The sequence below is a fragment of the Ruegeria sp. HKCCD7251 genome, from assembly GCF_013031165.1.
Lineage (GTDB): Bacteria > Pseudomonadota > Alphaproteobacteria > Rhodobacterales > Rhodobacteraceae > Ruegeria.
Genome location: NZ_WPZC01000007.1, coordinates 83,092 through 101,602, shown reverse-complemented (window position 1 = coordinate 101,602; position 18,511 = coordinate 83,092). Strand labels below are relative to the sequence as shown.

General features: G+C 54.0%; 17 protein-coding genes. 10 read left to right on the top strand and 7 right to left on the bottom strand.

Annotated features, from left to right (window positions below; translation table 11 throughout):
• Window positions 1-98: 98 nt before the first annotated feature.
• From GOX75_RS16210 to GOX75_RS16190, 5 genes are all read left to right on the top strand, one after another.
• Complete coding sequence (locus tag GOX75_RS16210; RefSeq protein WP_171124852.1) at window positions 99-1,058, top strand: cupin; 960 nt, start codon at window positions 99-101, stop codon at window positions 1,056-1,058.
• Window positions 1,055-1,411: a trans-aconitate 2-methyltransferase gene (locus tag GOX75_RS16205; protein WP_171124850.1), complete on the top strand. Its 357-nt coding sequence runs from the start codon at window positions 1,055-1,057 to the stop codon at window positions 1,409-1,411. Before GOX75_RS16210 ends, GOX75_RS16205 begins: the two co-directional genes overlap by 4 nt.
• 74 nt (window positions 1,412-1,485) lie before the next feature.
• Complete coding sequence (locus tag GOX75_RS16200) at window positions 1,486-2,610, top strand: cobalamin-independent methionine synthase II family protein (protein ID WP_171124849.1); 1,125 nt, start codon at window positions 1,486-1,488, stop codon at window positions 2,608-2,610.
• The gene (locus GOX75_RS16195) at window positions 2,607-3,302 is read left to right on the top strand and encodes an alpha/beta fold hydrolase (RefSeq protein ID WP_171124848.1); all 696 of its coding nucleotides are present in this window, start codon (window positions 2,607-2,609) and stop codon (window positions 3,300-3,302) included. The genes GOX75_RS16200 and GOX75_RS16195 overlap by 4 nt, the downstream gene beginning before the upstream one ends.
• Window positions 3,299-3,994 (top strand): RraA family protein, encoded by a 696-nt coding sequence (locus tag GOX75_RS16190; RefSeq protein WP_171124847.1) that lies wholly within the window; start codon window positions 3,299-3,301, stop codon window positions 3,992-3,994. The genes GOX75_RS16195 and GOX75_RS16190 overlap by 4 nt, the downstream gene beginning before the upstream one ends.
• A gap of 248 nt (window positions 3,995-4,242) precedes the next feature.
• Here GOX75_RS16190 and GOX75_RS20620 read toward each other — a convergent pair whose 3' ends face one another.
• The 3 genes from GOX75_RS20620 to GOX75_RS16175 form a co-directional block, all read right to left on the bottom strand.
• The gene (locus tag GOX75_RS20620) at window positions 4,243-5,553 is read right to left on the bottom strand and encodes an adenylate/guanylate cyclase domain-containing protein (RefSeq protein WP_171124845.1); all 1,311 of its coding nucleotides are present in this window, start codon (window positions 5,551-5,553) and stop codon (window positions 4,243-4,245) included.
• Between the two features lie 138 nt (window positions 5,554-5,691).
• On the bottom strand, window positions 5,692-6,768 hold the full coding sequence (gene rsgA, locus GOX75_RS16180; protein ID WP_171124843.1) for a ribosome small subunit-dependent GTPase A: 1,077 nt from the start codon (window positions 6,766-6,768) through the stop codon (window positions 5,692-5,694).
• Between the two features lie 4 nt (window positions 6,769-6,772).
• The gene (locus GOX75_RS16175) at window positions 6,773-7,243 is read right to left on the bottom strand and encodes a hypothetical protein (protein ID WP_171124841.1); all 471 of its coding nucleotides are present in this window, start codon (window positions 7,241-7,243) and stop codon (window positions 6,773-6,775) included.
• Between the two features lie 104 nt (window positions 7,244-7,347).
• Here GOX75_RS16175 and GOX75_RS16170 point away from each other — a divergent pair, with 104 nt between their 5' ends.
• Window positions 7,348-7,587: a hypothetical protein gene (locus GOX75_RS16170; protein WP_171124839.1), complete on the top strand. Its 240-nt coding sequence runs from the start codon at window positions 7,348-7,350 to the stop codon at window positions 7,585-7,587.
• A gap of 452 nt (window positions 7,588-8,039) precedes the next feature.
• On the opposite strand, the gene GOX75_RS16165 is transcribed toward GOX75_RS16170, so the two are convergent.
• The 4 genes from GOX75_RS16165 to GOX75_RS16155 all read right to left on the bottom strand — a co-directional run bounded on the left by GOX75_RS16165 (window position 8,040) and on the right by GOX75_RS16155 (window position 13,297).
• The gene (locus GOX75_RS16165; protein WP_171124836.1) at window positions 8,040-11,360 is read right to left on the bottom strand and encodes an adenylate/guanylate cyclase domain-containing protein; all 3,321 of its coding nucleotides are present in this window, start codon (window positions 11,358-11,360) and stop codon (window positions 8,040-8,042) included.
• A gap of 530 nt (window positions 11,361-11,890) precedes the next feature.
• The gene (locus GOX75_RS20260) at window positions 11,891-12,115 is read right to left on the bottom strand and encodes a hypothetical protein (protein WP_217354444.1); all 225 of its coding nucleotides are present in this window, start codon (window positions 12,113-12,115) and stop codon (window positions 11,891-11,893) included.
• Window positions 12,116-12,386: 271 nt separating this feature from the next.
• Window positions 12,387-13,109 (bottom strand): HlyD family secretion protein, encoded by a 723-nt coding sequence (locus tag GOX75_RS20255; RefSeq protein WP_217354443.1) that lies wholly within the window; start codon window positions 13,107-13,109, stop codon window positions 12,387-12,389.
• A complete protein-coding gene (locus GOX75_RS16155) occupies window positions 13,106-13,297 on the bottom strand; it encodes a hypothetical protein (RefSeq protein WP_171124697.1) in 192 nt (63 codons plus the stop codon). Before GOX75_RS16155 ends, GOX75_RS20255 begins: the two co-directional genes overlap by 4 nt.
• An 8-nt stretch (window positions 13,298-13,305) precedes the next feature.
• Here GOX75_RS16155 and GOX75_RS16150 point away from each other — a divergent pair, with 8 nt between their 5' ends.
• From GOX75_RS16150 to GOX75_RS16135, 4 genes are all read left to right on the top strand, one after another.
• A complete protein-coding gene (locus GOX75_RS16150; RefSeq protein ID WP_171124834.1) occupies window positions 13,306-14,238 on the top strand; it encodes an amidohydrolase in 933 nt (310 codons plus the stop codon).
• Window positions 14,239-14,583: 345 nt separating this feature from the next.
• Entirely contained in the window at window positions 14,584-15,531 is a 948-nt protein-coding gene (locus GOX75_RS16145) for an autotransporter domain-containing protein (RefSeq protein ID WP_170484313.1), read from the top strand.
• 377 nt (window positions 15,532-15,908) lie between these two features.
• Window positions 15,909-17,456 carry a hypothetical protein gene (locus GOX75_RS16140; RefSeq protein WP_171124832.1) on the top strand — a complete coding sequence of 516 codons (1,548 nt, stop codon included), beginning with the start codon at window positions 15,909-15,911 and terminating at the stop codon, window positions 17,454-17,456.
• An 84-nt stretch (window positions 17,457-17,540) separates the two neighbouring features.
• Window positions 17,541-18,488 (top strand): cation transporter, encoded by a 948-nt coding sequence (locus GOX75_RS16135; protein ID WP_171124830.1) that lies wholly within the window; start codon window positions 17,541-17,543, stop codon window positions 18,486-18,488.
• The last annotated feature ends 23 nt before the right edge of the window (window positions 18,489-18,511 follow it).

The window sequence follows — 18,511 nt, the reverse complement described above, 5'->3', positions numbered from 1 at the left end:
CACCGGGCGTCTTTGCGGGCAAGGCGGCTGAACAATCGTCCTCCGGGCGCAATGGGTTCGATCGACCTGCCGCACTGCTATTCGTTTCGGAGACTATCATGAGCACAATACAACACCGCATCGTTCGCTATGGCGAACTTCGGCCCTGCAAAACCGCCTTTATCGACGCCCACACACCGGGATCGGACCAAAAGGAAAACTTCACGATCATCGGCGGCGGGGTGTCCGAGTCGCCTGATCAGCACGTCCACATCACCGATAAGATCGGGTTCAACATTGGCGCGGCGGGACAGCCGCCCAAGTGCCGCAACTCGCTGCACAGCCATACAACTGCCGAGGTGTTCTTTGTTGCCAAGGGCTGTTGGCGCTTTTTCTGGGGTCGCTATGGGACAGCGGGCGAGTTCATCGCCGAAGAGGGTGATATCTTCAACATTCCCACGGGTATCTTCCGTGGTTTTGAAAATGTCGGCCAGGACTACGGCATGATCATGTCGATCCTTGGCGGGGATGATGCAGGCGGCGGGGTGACATGGGCTCCGCAGGTGATCGAGGACGCGCAGGCGCATGGGCTGATGCTGGGTGACAACGGGGTTCTTTATGACTCCAAGAAAGGGCAGGAACTGCCTCACAACGTGCATCCTATGCCGGTGCTGACCGACGAACAGTTGAAAGACTACCCTGAGGTTCCGGTCGAAGATGTGGTTGGCAAATACGTTGCTCGTTACTGGGACCTGATGGCGCTGTCAGCCAATAAACCGGCCCAAGTGATCGGTGAAAACGGTCTGATTAAGGATAAGCCCGGGTTCGAGGTCGACTTCCTTGGGCGTGGATCTAGTGTGACCGATCCGGTTGTCGCTGAGAAACCGGTTGTTCTGATGCCCGCAAGCGGACACTGGCGGGTTTCGGTCGAGGGGTTTGAAACCACAATATCAAATGGGGATACTGCCTTGGTTCTGCCGGGGGAACGCTATAGCGTTGAACCGTCGATGACCGGGCAGGCGGGTCTGTACCGGATCAAGGCGACTGACGACCCGGCAGGAGCAACCTGGACTGGATGATCGCGGATCCCGAAGATACCCACGCCGTCTACGAGCGTCAGGCCAAGGCTTATGACGATCAACGGTCGCGTGAGCGCTGGCCAAATGCTGATTGGCGCCAGGCGGACGGGCGTACTTTTGAGTTGGATCAACTTTTCGATGGGATCATTGCCTGGAACAATTTCTCCCACCTGACTGCAGACCAACAAAAAGAAGGTATCGCCCGCATGGCGCGCCATGGTGGAATGTTGTTGCAGACCGTTGGCCCCAAAGCGGGGGTAGAGCACGGCACGGTTGGAACAGAAAGCGTTTATCACGCCTCGTTGTCTCCGACCGGCTATCCCGTGTGCCTTGATAAAGTGGTCTGCGTATGACTGGGCTCCTTGCAAAGAAAAAGGAAACCGAAAGCCACAGCGTGCTGATGGCGCGAAAGAATTAGGAGGGCTCAATGTCGGTCCAGACTACTCATGTCGGGTCTTTGCCGCGTTCGCAGGACGTGGTGGATTTCATCTTTGCCAGGGAACGGGGCGAACCCTATGACGTAGCCGCGTTTGATGCCTGCATGTCCGACGCCGTAACTGAAACGGTGAGCAAGCAAGTTGAAGCCGGGGTGGACATTGTTAGTGACGGCGAGACCTCAAAGATTTCATACGCGACTTACGTAAAGGACCGTTATACAGGCTTTTCCGGTGACAGCCCGCGTAACGCCCCCGCCGACCTGAAAATGTTCCCCGGCTTCCTGCAACGGTTGGCTGATGACGGTGGCACACCACAATACGCGCGCCCCATGTGTACCGGAGAGGTGCGCTCGAAGGGGCAGGGCGAACTGGAAAAAGATATAGCCAATCTCAAGGCCGCGATGACGCAGCATGGGGTGAAGCGCGGGTTTATGAACGCTGCGTCGCCGGGCGTGATCTCGCTTTTCTTGCAGAACGATTTCTATTCGACGCGAGAGGCCTATCTGGCCGCCCTGGCCGATGCGATGAAAGAGGAATACGAAACTATCGTTGCTGCCGGTTTGGACTTGCAACTGGATTGCCCCGATCTGGCCCTGTCTCGCCATATGCTGTTCACTGATTTGTCTGATGAGGAGTTTGTCAGGATCGCCAACATGCATGTTGAGGCCCTGAACCATGCGCTGCAGAACGTGCCGCAGGATCGCGTCCGGGTGCATATCTGCTGGGGTAACTACGAGGGTCCGCATTGCTGTGATATTGCGATGGACAAGGTTTTCAGCACGCTGATGGCCACCAAGTCGCGTTATGTCCTGTTCGAAACGTCCAACCCGCGCCACGCGCATGAATGGACCGTATTCCGCGACCGTAAAGCCGAAATCCCCGGTGACAAGGTTTTGGTGCCGGGCGTGGTCGATACCACCACCAATTTTGTCGAACATCCAGAGCTTGTCGCCCAACGGATCGACCGATTCACCAGCATCGTCGGTACGGATCGTGTGATCGCAGGCAGCGATTGCGGCTTTGGTACTTTCGCCGGGTTCGGCGCGGTGGACCCGCAGATTGCCTACGCCAAGCTCATCGCACTGTCCGACGGCGCAAAGCTGACTAGTGCATGACGCCGCTTATCTTCTTACCGGGCATGATGTGCGATGCCCGCCTCTTCGGTCCTCAGATCCAGGCTTTGTCGGGCAGGGTGCCCGTGATGACCTTCCCATTGAGCCAGCACGACGATGTAGAGGCGATGGCGGCCGATACCCTGAATCATGCGCCACCAAACTTCGCCCTCGCTGGCCTGTCCATGGGCGGTATCGTGGCGATGGAGGTGGTGCGTCAAGCACAAGACCGGGTCACGCAATTGGCTCTGCTCGACACCAACCCGCTGGCCGAAAAGCCCGAGGTCAAAGCCCGCCGCGCGCCGCAGATGGCGGCTGTAAGTGAGGGTCGACTATGGGATGTGATGCGGGATGAGATGAAGCCCAACTACCTTGCTGACGGTCCCCGGCAAGGGGCTATTCTTGACCTGTGCATGGCAATGGCAACCGATCTGGGCCCGGATGTGTTTCTGCGCCAGTCGCAAGCGCTGATGGGCCGTCCAGACCAATGCGCGACCCTTTCATCCTACGCGGGCAAAACACTGGTCCTGTGCGGGCGTGACGACGGACTTTGCCCGGTTGAACGTCACCAGATGATGCATGACCTACTGCCGCAAAGCACGTTGGAGATCGTCGACGGGGCAGGTCACTTGCCCACACTGGAAAAACCCAAGGAAACCACAGCGGCCTTGATCCGCTGGCTGGAGGACACATGACACCATCCCTATTGTCTCTGCTTCGCAAGGTCGACACGCCCACCGTCTGCAACGCCATTGAGGTGGCGCAGGGCAAACGCGGGTTTGACCGGTTCACGCGTGGCACCATGCTCAGTTCGGCACCGAACGAACCGGCAATCGTCGGCTATGCGCGCACCGCTAAAATTGCAGCGGTCCATCCGCCGACCGAGCCGCAGGAGGTCATCAAATGCCGACGCATGGCCTATTATAAATATATGGCCGAAGGCCCAAACCCATCAGTCGCGGTGATTGAGGACGTGGATTACCCGGACTGCATCGGAGCTTATTGGGGTGAGGTCAACACTACGGTTCACAAAGGCTTTGGCATGTCTGGCGTGGTGACCAATGGTGTCATGCGCGACCTCGGAGACCTGCCCGAAGGTTTCCCAGTTGTCGCCGGTTCGATCGGGCCGAGCCATGGTTTCGTCCATGTCCGCGAGATCGACACGCAGGTCTCGGTATTCGGTCTGACGGTCAATTCGGGAGAACTGATGCACGCCGACCGACACGGTGCTCTGGTGGTTCCCGAGGATGTCGTCGATCAATTGGAAGCCGCAATCCAAAAGCTATTGACAACAGAGCACATTATCCTCGACGCGGCGAGCCAGCCGGGATTTGATTTTGAAGTATTCGAAACCGCTTGGTCAGCCTTCGAGAAAGCGAGGGTATGAATTTAGGTCACTTCGTCTTTGCGTCAGCAATGGTTTGCCAAAAGTGAGCCTAAGTGAGGGTTAGTACTGAGGCTATCAAAAACCACTTTAGAATTAGAGCATGCCGCGCTGCGGCAAAAGCTGAAACCCGAAGGTCGGCTTTGGGCCGTTTTCATACATCCCAACAAGCTGACTTATCGGCAGCTTTGTCCGCAGAGCGGACATTAATGTCATAGTGTTTGTGCTCCGTATGGTGGGGAACTCGTACTTCAGTCCAAGTGTTTGAAAGCAAAAATCTCTACGGCTTCTTCAAACCCACGCATGGTTTGCGACCCAAGTGCAAGAGGCGTTTCGGATACAAGCTTTTCAAAATCACTCGTTGCCAGCAAAGGCGCATCAAGCGACCGAGTTAAGTTTTCCAATCTGCTGACCAAAGCAACTGACGTACCTGTCACCGTGAAGTCCAATCGTTTTTCGGTTCCCACGTTGCCATAGATCGCTGAACCCATGTGTAGGCCAATTCCAAAATCGGTTTGGTAATCAGGCGCAATTTCTGCGCGCCTTTGAAACGCTTCTCGAGCAGCTGACAGGGCTGCCTCGCACATGTCTTCCGGCAAACGTCGGTGACCGTCAAACGGGAAAATCGCCAGCAAGCCATCACCTACAAATTTCAACACTTCTCCGCCGTGGTCGTGAACCGCTCCGGCAACACATTCAAAGTAACGGTTAACGACAGCAACATAGTCTTCCGGCGACAGGCGTTGGCTCAGAGCCGTTGACCCGTGCATGTCGCTGAATAGAAGGGCACAATCGATTTCCTGAACATCGCCACGTGATATCTGACCGTTCAAGACTGATTGACCGGAAATCCTGCCCAGATAAGCTTCCATTAATTCTGCTGCCAAAAACTGCTCTGTATAAACACGAACCGTGCCAAAAAGCGGTATGGACAGACGCGCAAGACCATCGATTTCTCGTTGCGTAAATCCAGAGCGCCTCTTTGTTGCAAAGGATACAGAAGCACCAAGCACCCACTCCGATCCATTATCGAACGATACGGTGCGTGTGCCAAACGGAACGGACAATACGAGGTAGTCGGTGAAACCTGATGAAGCCAGTTTTTGGTATATCGGGTATTTATCCCGGATTGATTGGTTCGTCAGGTTGGCACGCAAAAGCGGCACCATTTCCAATTCGCCTACAAGGCTATCGGCAAGGTCCCAGATTTCTCGGCGAAAAAACCTGCTGGCCACTTGATCTGACAGTTTAGTGTTTTCGCCAAAGGGTGCACTGTCAAAAAGCTCATCCGTGATGGAACTGCGAGGCATGACAGTCCATTCAATACGATCCGTTGATATATCCCAAGTGGCATCGACCAAGCCAATGACGGGATGCATCATGAGGCGACCCAGAGAGACCCGGGCAACTGGCACGCCGCCGTCGATCAGCCTGTGGCTCAGATGCTCGACCAGACCACCTACCTCGCCTTCGAAGAAGGCTAATTTCTGCGACCAATCTGAAATTCGGTCGAAAACATCCGGCATAATGCTCTCCTCAAAAAGCACTTTGGAGCAGCCCACCGCCTATGTCATTTTTTTTGAAGCAAAACGTACGCTTTAGAGGGGCGAAACAATTGTCCACTTTGTCCGCTTGGCTAACACTTGTCGCGATTGAGCGAATGACGGCTCATAAGCGGCGCAGACTGGAAGGGCTGCGTCCTATCGCTCTCGATCCGATTTCGCCTTCATTGCACTGCGGACGAGCTTACCGAAAGCTCGATCTTTTTCCCGGCGTTCGGCCAGGCTGGCGGAGTTGAAGGCGTCCTCGGCCTGTAGCTTGCGCCAACGAGCGAGGCGCGCAGGGTCGAGGCTGCCGTCCTCCATGGCAGACAAGACGGCGCAGCCGGGCTCTGTTTCGTGCTGGCAGTCAGTGAAGCGGCAGCGCGCTGCCAGCGCTTCGATATCCTCAAAGACGTCGGCGATGCCTGTGGCCGCATCGGTCAGCTGTAGTTCACGCATGCCCGGCGTGTCGAGGACGAGGCAACCACTTGGGGTCACATGTAATTCCCGCGTGGTCGTGGTGTGCCGGCCTTTGGCATCATCTTCTCGGATACCTTGGGTAGCGATGGCCCGAGTGCCAAGGAGTGCATTCGTCAGAGTGGACTTGCCGACGCCTGAAGAGCCAAGGAACGCGACTGTGCGGCCCGGTTTGCACCAGTCGGCCAGCGCCTTTTCCGGCTCTTTACCACGAGCGTCAAGCGCCACCACAGGTACTCGGTTCGACACTTTTTGTGCCTCTTCGATATAGTGCGTGGTGTAATCGGTAAGATCCGCCTTGGTCAGCACGATCACAGGCTCGATCCCAGCCTCGAAGGCGACCGCCAAATAGCGTTCCAGTCGCGCCACATTCAAATCCAGATTGCAAGAAGTGACGACGAAAACCGTGTCAATGTTCGCCGCGATCAGCTGTACCTCACGACTGGTTCCTGGCGCCCGGCGCTTAATAAGGCTCTTGCGCTCCAGCACACGGCTCGACCGGGGACGCGCGCGATCGAGTAGCAGCCAGTCGCCGACAGTAGCCTCCGGTCCTGGTGGACTCGTCTCGTTGATGCCGTCGCCCGCCACCTGCAACCCGCTGCGGTGCACGGCGACAACGCGCACCGGAGGCGTCTCGGTCAATTCTCCGGCGTCGATCTGGCTGGCGAAGGCCGGGCCCCAGCCCAGGCGTTCCAACACCGTGGGCTCGCGGCGTGCGGGCACTGCACCCGGCAAGAAGGCGGAGTAATCACGTACCATCGATCTAACAGGGCGTGTCGTGGCCGCAGGCGACCAGTCGCTGCCCGATTCCCTCGCCCTGGCGTTCTGAAGCGACGGCCAAGGGGGCAATCATGAAAAATGCGCGCGGGTCGCGTGCGTTGTTGCGGCAGGTAAAGAAGATGCCGCCGAGGAGCGCGTCGCCGTGGCGCGGGAGTGCGCGCCAGTCTGCAAACGCCTTCTCCACCGCGAGGATATAGGCGCTACTCTCAGACCAGACCATGTCCCATAAGTGCTCGGTGGCCGAATTATAGACCATATCGACGTTCTGTGCCTCTTTTCGGTCGGCGAACCCAAATACGAAGATCCGCGACCTGAGCTGCTCCAAAGCGACTTCGGCTGTGTCTGTGTCGGTTATCCGTGTCTGCGTCACTTCGACCAACGTCATCGTCGCCATGCTAGTGTCACGTACGATTTCGAGGATTGTCTCAGGCTCACTCAGCGCCAAAGTAAGCACCGGCGTCTCGCCTCGGCCGTTCCCGGGCCCCACCAGTTGGGGCCCGCGAGAATCTCCAGGAAGCCAGCCATATTCGTGTTGGGCGCGACGCGTTCGACCTCTTAGTGCCAGTCTTTGAGGTTCGACTGTCCGAGCAGAGCTTCCAGAAGGTCGCGCGATTTGTGCTTCTCGGCAATTTCCGCGTCCATCACTGTGAATCACTGACGTGGCATATCGCGGTCGAGCTTGCCATCGAGACAAGCCCGACACTCCTGCTAGGTCAGCCTGCGTGGATGAAACTGCTGCATAGGCCGCAACCGCTGGTGGTCGACGTCCGAATAAACGCGACAACCGTTCGCCCTTAAGTAGCCCGGGCTTCTCGTAATTCGGTAGCGTGGTGCGCGACAGGCCCACGCTCTCCGCCGGTTCCGAAATCCGCACTGCCAATCACCTTTTCCGCTCAAACCGTTTCTCGATCGTAATGATTATCCTAAAGTGAGAAGCTACAGACAGGTCAAGCTCCTAATACGATTTAAGTCAGCTTTGTCCACAGAGCTGTCATTCCGCGCAACTCTCTCTCATGTCTGCGTCGCGGACGATTTGGTCATTCGCTGCTCTGGCAAGAATGTCCACTTATTGGGCAGTGCAGAAATTGAGTGGAATTGAGTACTGTTCGCCAGGAAGCGGCTTATGAAGAAACGCGGGTCGGATACTCCTGGATACAGTTTCTGTCGAACGCTCAAACAGACGAACACCTAGTTAAGTTCCGAGTATGAGTCCCAATCTACCCAACTGCACCGCTCTGAATTTTTGAGAGTTAGTCAAAAGTAATCTGATCAAGCAGATTTTGGGCGTTGTTCACGTCGACTGTTAGCTCTCCTCCTATGATAGTTTCTAAGACAGCATTTAAGCCAAAGTTGGGAGTGGGGTTCTGTCTAAATTTTTGGCAACTCTTGATGTAGTCTACAACAATCCGAAGTTCGTACATCCTTGCCTGCTGTCGTTTCGCCGTGTTCAAAGCCTCACAAAACTCTACTTCGGCGAACCGACTTTCAGAAATTGCGAGAGCATAAACGCGGTCGGTCTCAGCTTGCGCCCATCCTTCGTTTGTAAGGCTTTGGTACCTGCGGGCCTCGGCTAACAACTGTAAGGCACTTTCCCGATCACCCGTTTTCAACGTGAGTTCCGCAATCATCGTCAAAAAGAAAGGTTTGTAATTCCCAGCTCCGCTGGCCCACCACGCTTCCGATGCTTGTCGCAATGCGTGGATGTTTTCGGGCTCAGGGGAAAGGTAGGCATCCACCCAGCTTCGCCAGAGCGTTGCAGTCAGCGACATGAAGGTGAACGAGTGTTTTGAAGACAGTTCCTCCAACTGATTTGCGGATTCAATGACTTTTCCAGGTTCGCGGCGCAAAAGATAGAGCATACACTGGTAGGTTAGCGACTGTGCTATGCTGTGCGCATGCTCCAGCTTTTGAGCTGCAGCAACCGCTTGTTTTTGTATCTCAAGTGCTTTGTCTGGCGCACCGCGCATCCATACAGCCATGCTTAAAAAGCACGACGTTATCGCTGCGTGGTCCGAACCGTATATGTAGGCCAGGTGCCCATCGCGTTTCCGACTGTAAAGCTCTAGCGCTTTACTCAAGTGCTCGTATGCAGGGTTTAGTTCTCCAATATGAAACAGCACAGCGCCCATGGCTCGATGCCCTACCATCTGATGGTGTGTCTCACCCGTTGTATCTGCCAAATTCAGCAACTGCGCTGCAACACTTCTGGCTAAATCATATTCAGCACGCACCAAATGGAAGGAATACAAGCCATTCAAAACAGGGAACAGATGTTCTGTTTCGTCCACCCGTTCACACAAGTCGCGTATTCTTGCATAAACGGTCCCTGTTTCATCGGCAGCTATTCCTGCAGTCGATCGTAGAACACCTGCTCTGAGAACCTGAACCTCAATTTCTTTCTGATCCCGCTCAACACCATGAGACAGTTGGCTCAACTGCTCGATCGCCAAAGAAAGCTGTGTGTTCGCCTCGATATTGGCAGAACGTTGGACTGCGCGTTGGCCTGCGAGATAGCGATAGTCGATTGCCTCCTTGCTCATACCCGCCATCGTGTAGTGGTGCGCAAGTATTTCCGGACTGGCATCGCCAATATGGGTTGATTTACCACTTAACGCTCGCGCAACACGTGCGTGCAAGACCCTGCGCTCGCTCTTCAAGAGACTGTTGTAAGCTGTGTCGCGAATTAGCGCGTGGCGATAGCTGAAAGTTTCAAGGTTTTCTTGTTCAGAAACTGTCACAATGCCCGCGTCGACCAAAAGTTCCAATCCCGCGCGCAACGCCTTGTCGCTGATCCGAGCGACCTTGGCGATCAACGGAAAAGAAAATTGAGGTCCGATAACCGCCCCAATCTGGGCGACCTCCTTGACGGAACTCAGTCGGTCAAGCCGCGCCATTAGTGCATCATGCAACGTGCTTGGGACCGAGCTTGCCGGGGACGCCCCACCCTTTGAGTATGCGTCCCTTCCTTTTGTCAAAACCCCTGATTCCAATAGATCTTTTGTCACTTCTTCGACATATAGCGGGACGCCATCGGATCTGGCAGCGACGACATTGTACATTTCGTCAGAAATCGAATGCCCTTTTGCAACTTCGTCCACAATGTTTTTGACCTGGTGAAAATCCAATTGCTTCAAGACCAATTTAGAAAGGTTGGATTGCAATGCCCAACCCGGGTCAAATTCAGGTCTGAACGTCATCACGACCAATACTGGAAGGTCACGAATCCGATCGGCAACTCGGTCGAGCAACAATTTAGTTGTCGGATCAATCCAATGCGCGTCCTCAAACAAGAGCAACACTGGCTTTTCCTCAGCCTGCGAAGTCAGATTGCCCAACAGCATTTCTAAGGTCTGATCCATGAGTTGCTGTGGCGTCAGATTCAGTTCACCCAATTGGTCTTCAAAAGGAACTGAAAGTAGGGACGCGGCCAGTTTCAGTGTGTGATCCGACTGGTCACTTAGAACAGAGGATATCTTTCTGAGTTTCACTTCGTTCTTGTCGTCTGAACGAAGGCCCGCAGCATTCTCAATTTGGCGAATGGCCGGATAAAACGCACTCGCGTAATGGTAGGGAGAACACTGATATCGCGTTTGAGCGTGCGACATCGTCGGAATGCTCTGCCTTAATTCTTCAACCAATCTAGACTTGCCAATTCCTGGCTCGCCGGACACCAGCACAACTTGTCCTTGACCGCCACTTGCCAACTTCCACTTTTCATTGAGGGTTTCATATTCTGCGGCGCGTCCGATCAAAGGGTTCAGTAACTCGTCTTCTTCTGCCATGAAGCGGCTGACTGTTTCCCGTGCTCCTGTCACCTGCCAAGCTTCGACCGCTCTGGCAAAACCTTTAAGCTTGAATGCGCCACGCAGAACGTATTCGAAAGCATCACCCGCCAAATGATGAGTATTGGGAGCGACGATCAATGTCCCGGGCTCAGCCATTGCTTGTAGACGTGCGGCCAGGTTCGGCGTCTCCCCCATCGCCGTTCCGTCCTCAAACATTTTTTCTCCACGTAAATCACCAACTACAACCAACCCAGTTGCGATCCCAATTCGGACATTCAGTTTCGCATGAGTGCGGATAGCTGGAATTTCCTGGATAATGCGAAGACCTGCGCGAATGGCTCGCTCTGGGTCATCTTCGTGCGCATGAGGAAACCCGAAAAAGACCATTATCCCATCACCATAGTAACTTGCGATGTGGCCATCAAAAGCGGCCACCGACGCAGCGCAGGTTTCTTTGAACAGGCGGAGTACTTCCGCCAAATCTTCCGGATCGACGCGCTGGGATATTTCCGTTGATCCAACCAAATCTATAAACATGACGGTAAGCTGCCGGCGCTCAGCGACGATCGCGGGACCTAACGCGGTGTTGTGCGGGTAAGTCACTCCCTTTGCTTCAGCTCGAACAGCTTTCATGAAACGGCGCCTCGGACCTAGGGGAAGCCCGATTGTAGTGAGATCTTTGTCCGTTAATTCGGTTAAATCACCTAGTTCGATTTCATGCTCTGCAAACGACCCAGCATACTTGGACAAGCCATGTTTCTCTAGCCAGCGCGAGATTTCAGACATTTGATCCTTTCGCGTGCGGCGGCTGCAGAACTATCGCCTGCGATGCACCAGCATGCATCCCTTTCTCCGGTTGGTCGTTGCGGTTTACTGAGTCGCAATTTCCGCGCACTTGAACTCTTTTTACGCATTGAAAATCGCCGTATCTAATTTGGTCAAGGACTTCGTCGCTCTGGATGGGACGGGTCCTTCGGCATCGGGTCGGTACAACGTGATGGTATCGTAACATAGATATTTAGTGCGGTTCCGTATCCAGTGGATAGCTGTATTTCTGCTCTGGGCTTGGCACGGACATTCGCTGCACTCGGCGTGAATGACTGTTATGCGGACAAAGCTGACATTCCGGGCTAGTGTATTTAGCTGCCACTTTGCTGCAAAAGACTGCTTGAGCGGTCTTTCGAACCGTTCGCAGCGCAGCAGAAAACACTGAAAGAAATCGCCTTTTTTGGCATGCGGCATGCCCAAAAATAGCAGAAACGGCTCCCTACATTTATCGGGAGCCGTGTTTACTGAATAGGAGATTCTTTTAAAAATCAGGCGTGTCCGCCACCGATCAGGCCGATGCCCGAGGTCAGACCAAACCAGGCCTTGACCCGTAGACCAACCGCCTTGATGATACCCATGGCTTGGATCCCATGCGCGACAAGTGTCCCTTCCATGTCCCCTTCGAAACTGGTGGTGTAGGACTGAACAATACAGCCGCTGCCGGGGCACCAGAAGATCACGGTGTTCGGGGTGTACAAGATCAAGATGGACAACGATCTGACCCCGTTTTGCCTTTTCGCTGGGCTCAATCAGTCGACCGCTGGGCGCAAGCTGGCCGGAAGAGATCGACTCTTGAATACGCACGATCCTTGCTGGAAGAACCGTATTGCGCATCGAGATGTTGAAGTTGCTTTCGCAGGCCACTTCCGCCGCCATGCCTTCGTACAATTCGGTGCGGGATACCTGCGAGAACCCGGCCACGATACGTCCACGCTCGGCCTCTTTGCGGTCAGGGACGATCAGCATGGCTGGGCTCATGGCCGCCTACGCGGCACGCGATCCAACGTTGAGCGTGACCTGCTCAACCACACCGTCTACCGAGCTGAGCGTCAATGTCTTGGACAGTTCCACCCGGGCCTGTTTCAGCGACGCACGCGCCGACGCAAGCTGGGCTGGCAAAACGGCGTTTGCCTGAACTTGCGCTACACCCAGTTGTGTCTCAGCGGCCTCAACCTCTGCCTCACGCGTATCCAAGGTCGCCTGGGCGCGTTCCAACTGGCTAACCTGAAACGCGGCAGATCCTTTGGCCTGCAAAGCACGATGATCCAACAGAACCAGTTTTGCCTGCTCTCTGGCGGTGAGCGCCGCGTCCAGAACGGCCTGTGCCGTTTCGACTTGCAACTCGGCGGCCAGTTTCGCGCTTTCGATTTCCTCGACTTTGCGCTGCGCGAAATCAACCGCAGCCTGCTCAGACGCGTTCTCAACGGCGAACAGTGGATCACCGGGCTCGACATGGTCTCCGCCCTTTACGAAGACGTCCGTGACGGTCCCACCATTTTCGGCCACGACAGGTACAGTCCTGAACGGAACAAGGCCGGTGTAGGATTTGGGATAGTAGTAGAACACCGCAAAAAAGACGATCAGGGCCAGTACAAACCACATAAAGACGGCACGGTGAACGTTGTAGAGCGTTACGGGCATCCCGCGCCATTTCAGATAGATCACGCGCAGGACAAACGGAAAAGATGTGACGAGAAGTTCGATCATTTCACCATCTCCTCTTTCGATGGACGCCACCACAGCATGAAGTCGCGAGCGATTGCGGTCAGGATCAGGGCGCCCGGCAGCAGGTTGCTAAAGTGGCTGAGCGCAGGCATCAGCTCATACGCCAGCGCCACGGTCAGCATCGTCGGAATAGTTGTCCGCAGCGGAGTGCCGATTGATTTGTGTTCCAAATCATTCGATGACGGACAAGCTGGAAGCCTCTGGTGACCTGCCGTTGCGGATTTACGGGTCTTACTACTGGAACGACCCGGAGATTGACCCAATTCCTATGATCGAGGAATTGGTGAAGGAGAATAACACCGAACTTGTGAAAGCCAGAAAAATCAAGGTCAATATAGACGGTGGTGACGAACACCACACGGCCTTGTTTGTGGATCCATATTCGGACAAGCCCGATGTCCAGGTCGCCCCGATTATTCCGTACGATACCCTGAACGAAACTGTAAAACGTGCCGACGCAAAAGGGCTTGACGTTTTTTGTCACTGCCACGGCGATTTGGCCGTGCGCAAGATGCTGGACGCAATCGAATTGGCCATTGAAGAAAACCCCGAGCGTGACCGCCACAACGTGATATCGCACGCGATGCTTATTCATCCGGAGGATTACGGTCGGTTTAAAGAACTTGGTGTTGTTGTCGATCTGCAGGCCCATTGGGGTACGCTCGACCCGTTTCTGGTGAACGTGACCAAGGTCCGGTTGGGAGAAGAGCGATTGAACAGGTATATTGCTATCAAGACAATGATGGATAATGACGCGACGGTCTCGATTAGCTCAGACTGGCCAGCAACAACCTACTTCGCCGCTGTTGAGCCTCTGACCATCATTCAGATGGCTGTAACGCGCAGATTGCCCGGTCAACCGGAGATGGAGCAGCTCGGTGGTGCGGAAGCGATGGTGCCGTTAGCTGATGCGTTGCGCGCCTACACACTAGATTCAGCGGCCGGAATTGGCATCGACAATATGGTCGGATCGCTCGAAGAAGGAAAATTGGCCGATCTGATCGTACTGGACCAGAATCCGTTCGATGTTGCGCCCGAGGATATTAGTAAGATCAATGTGCTCTACACAGTGATGAATGGGCGCCTCGTTCATGAGGCTAGGGTCGAGTAGATCAGATTACTAACAGACCTCGATGCTCTCTAGCTGGCGGCCATCCTTGGGGTTTGCATTTATCATTCATAGCCCTCCGGTTCCTGGACAATGCAGTCCATTAGATGAGGCACGGTGCGTCCGACCGATGGTGGGGTTCAAGGTCTGGGCTATGCTCGCTTTCATCAATTCGCGGAATTGGTTGCTTGATCTAAAAGTACTGCGTGAATTATTCGGCTAGGGGAACTTTCGCAACACCTCCAACTAAAGGAGTCTCTGGAGGCTTTCAGCACATTATAAATATCGCGATTATTAAATAGTGCTTATAGTGTCTGGGTTACTGAGGGTTGGGGGGGGCAAGATTGCATGGCAATAGCTAGGTTATCGGTGCTAATTTTGGTTTGCAGCGTCGCAGCCAACTCTTCGATGGGTCAATCACTCGATGACGGAAGCGGATATGATGTCCGCGACAACATCAAGGGAGCTCTTGCAATTCTGGGAATATCGGCGGCACCAAATGAGTCGGCTAGCGTCCTTTTATTGGATAAAAATGTTCAAAACGGCGATGACTACGACCTTCGAGGCGGTCAAATAGGGGGCGGTTTCAGGGTTTCAGAAGACATTCCGGTTTACCTGGAAGGATATATTGGGTTCACCAATTATGACCCGGAGTTTTTGTTGTCCGGGGTCAGCACCAGCACAAGCATTTTGTCCCATTGGACAAGTGTAGCTGCAACCGGTGGGATCGGTTGGCAATTTGACATTAACGAAAACTGGAAATTTCGTCCGATGGTCAATTTTTCAATTGGCCGGGTTCAGAGTGACAGTTCCATTGCTACCCAGGTTATTAGCAGCATCCTGGATGCCGATTTGGATTTTCTGAGTGACGGGGGCATAACGGCGCTGGGATACGGAGGATCGTTGGTTGCTGAATTTAATCGTCGTTGGGCGAATGACTATGAACTCGATCTACGATTTAGACATACGCACATCATTCTGGAACCGCTGGACACCGATCTTGTAGGTCAGGCCGAAGCGATATCAACCGTTGCCTGGTCCCGGATCAGAGTGCCGACAGGTGTTCGGGTGTTCTCCCAGCCCACGCGTTGGGTTGGCGAAATTTCGGCCTCTTATATCCCAGGCGATCAGGGAATCGTTTTGGACAGTGAGTGGCTTGCCCAGTTGGGCGCCGGGATTGAGCTGGACCTGTCCAAAAACGATTCTGCCTGGGTCGAAGAACTGCGCCTTATGGCTCGTGTAGCGAAAGGCGACAATATTGAAGGTTACTCAGTCGGTGTAGCCATAAAATTCTGAGATCAGGGACCTGACACTCGGAGGACTTCTGAGCTTCCGTTGGATGAAGTTCGGATTTCCTTGAAGTAGTGCCGCCCGCGGTTCGGGAGAGATTGGTACGCTCGGTTTGGACCGGCCTCCCGTAATGAGTCTGAACCGGATTGTCTTGCCACATGTCTGTGGAATGCGCGCTTGAAACAGCCGTTACCAACACCGCAAGGGTGACAATCACCGAAATAGTCCATCTGTACGTCATCAAAAGCCTCCTTCGGTATTACCCGTTTTCCAAGATGGCTTTCAGTTAGGAATGTGATGGGATTGGTGGGAGGAAGTAACATGTTGCTATACAGTAATTTACATTGGCAAACTTGATGACGTGACGATGCAGGAGAATTGCCGTGCCAGAAAAATTTGACAAAGCGGATATCCTGAAACAGCTGGAACGCATTGTAACATCCGAAGACTTTGATGGCAGCGCGAGGACAAAATCGTTTCTTGAGCACCTTGTTCACCGTGAGCTTGAAGGGCGCGGCGATGAATTAAGGGGAACCGCCCTGGCTATGGATGTTTTTGGACGAGGTGCTGACTTTGATCCCAATGTGGATCCGATTGTCCGTATCGAGGCTGTCAAATTACGCAAAGCGCTGGACTATTATTACCTGACCTCGGGGGCCAATGACCTGGTGTCTATAGCTATCCCCAAGGGGCAATATCGCCCGCAGTTTGAAAAAAATTTTGCTAAGGAAAAAACGCAAGGGAAATCGCTGGTAGACGGTGCTGGATGGCCAATTTTGGGCATCTGTGCCTTTTCCGGATCAGATACGATACGTGCCCGGTTTTTTCGCGATGGTTTTCCCGAGGAACTGGGGCTTGAGCTTGCACGATTTGCCCATATCCGCGTTCTGACGGGGTATGATGACGCGCCTTCGGACGATACTTCGGCGCACTTCATACCGCGTTGTGACTATGTTCTGGATGGATCAGTGAGGGACGCCCAATCCAGCCTGCGTCTGATTATGCAACTTAAAAGAGCTAGTGATGGATCAATTTTGTGGTCTGATCGGCGCGATTTTGATCCGGACAACATGGACTGTTTTGATTTTCAGGAACAAGTAGCAAAAAAATGCGCGGTGAAAATAGCCGACGCTTACGGAGTTGTCGCCACGGATGCACTAGAGCGTTTCACAAGTCGCGCAACATCCGGGCAAAGTGCATATCAGGCTTTATTGGCTTTCCATGCTCACCTGCGTACATCCAGATCAGGCAGCTTACAGCAAATGATGAATCTTGCTCGGAATGCCACCGAAAACAATGACTCCGGAGGTTTGGCCCATGCCTTGGTTGCGCTGGGGTATGTGGAGGAAGTTGCGCTCGGCCAAAAACGCCTGAGTGCGGTATTGGAACAAGGGAAGGCCCATGCAGAAAAGGCTGTTGCGCTTGAACCACAATGTCAGGAAGCCTTGTTTGCTGCGGCTATTTACGCGCAGATGGCTGGGGACAGTCCACGGTTTGAGCGCTTGATCGGCGCCGCGATACAGGCCAATCCCAACGGTGCCTTGTTGATCGCATTAGCAGGAGCATGGTTGGCGCTTGTGAGCGACACAAAGATGGGCGGCCAAATGGTACGGCAGGCTTTGGACATTAATCCACTGTTGCCAATCTGGACGAATATCACCTTGTGCCTCGAGGATGTCGAAAATGGAGATTACGCATCGGCCTCAGAAAAAGTGCGCCTGATTGATGCCCGTGAACATGCAGGTGATTGGCTGTTGATTGCTGCTATTCACGGACTAGCAGGCGAGGCTGAGTTGGCAGACGATGCGCTGTCGAACTTTCCATCCGATCAATTTACGCTCGACGAATATCTTAGCGATCTCCCTTATGCAGCCGGCGTTGTGGATTTAATACGGAGAGGCACAAAGCACTTGGCTTCGGATGAGATGTGATACTAGCGGAATTGGTACTAGGGCCGGACCATTAACGTGCGGGCGTCGTACGATATCCAGAGCTTGGGAACTTAGGAACGGGTTATGAATTCTTCGACTGTTGAAGGTCGGCACGGGTTGGAAAGCCGCGCCATGAATGTGGGAATGGCCGGAAATTTGTTCATGGCTGCGGCTGGGATTGTAGCCGCGTATTATTCCCATTCTCAGGCCATTCTGGTGGACGGGCTGTTTTCACTTATCGGCTTTACTGCTGCCGTTTTCGGAAAACGGGTGGCACGTAATGCGCAAAAGAAACCGGACAAATTTCGCCCCTATGGGTATGCTGGCGATGAAGCGCTGTTTACCACCTTCAGATCGCTGTCTTTGTTAGGATTGGTGGTCTTCGCGATTTCCAACGCCGCCCTGAGCATTGCGGGATACCTGAACGGAGAAGCCCAACCGGAGTTGGTGTTTGCTCCAATGGTTGGGTACTTTGTTGTTGTCGGTCTTACCTGTCTGTTGCTTTGGGGGTTTCACACCCGGTCATGGCTGAAGACCGGAAAGCAAAGTGACGTTCTGCGGCTGGAAAAGAAAGCGGCCGCATTTGACGGCATCATCACCTTTGCTGCTGCAGTTGGACTTTTGGGCATTCATTTCTTCAAAGATGGTTTTCTGGCACCAATTGCGCCTGTCGGGGACTCAATCATAGTGCTTGTTCTATGTGCGACCGTCATCGTGCAATATTTCAGGGACTTTATGTCAGGCGTGCAAGAATTGGCAGGGGCGACTGCGGCACCTCAGCACATTGCTGCGGCACGCAGGGCCGTGCGTAACACATTGCGCTCAGATGGGGGCACACTAATTGATCTGTCCGTATCGAAGCTGGGGCGTGGTTATACTATTATGGTTTACTATGATCCGCAGCATCCGTGCCTGGCCGCGCAGATTGACCAGCTTACGTTGCAACTCCAAACGGATCTTTCGGCTATTTTCGATTCGCTGGATGTTATCGTGGTCGTGTCTCAGCAGGGAAGGGTTTTGGAACCTGCTTGAGCTGGAAGTTTACTGAAAACCGG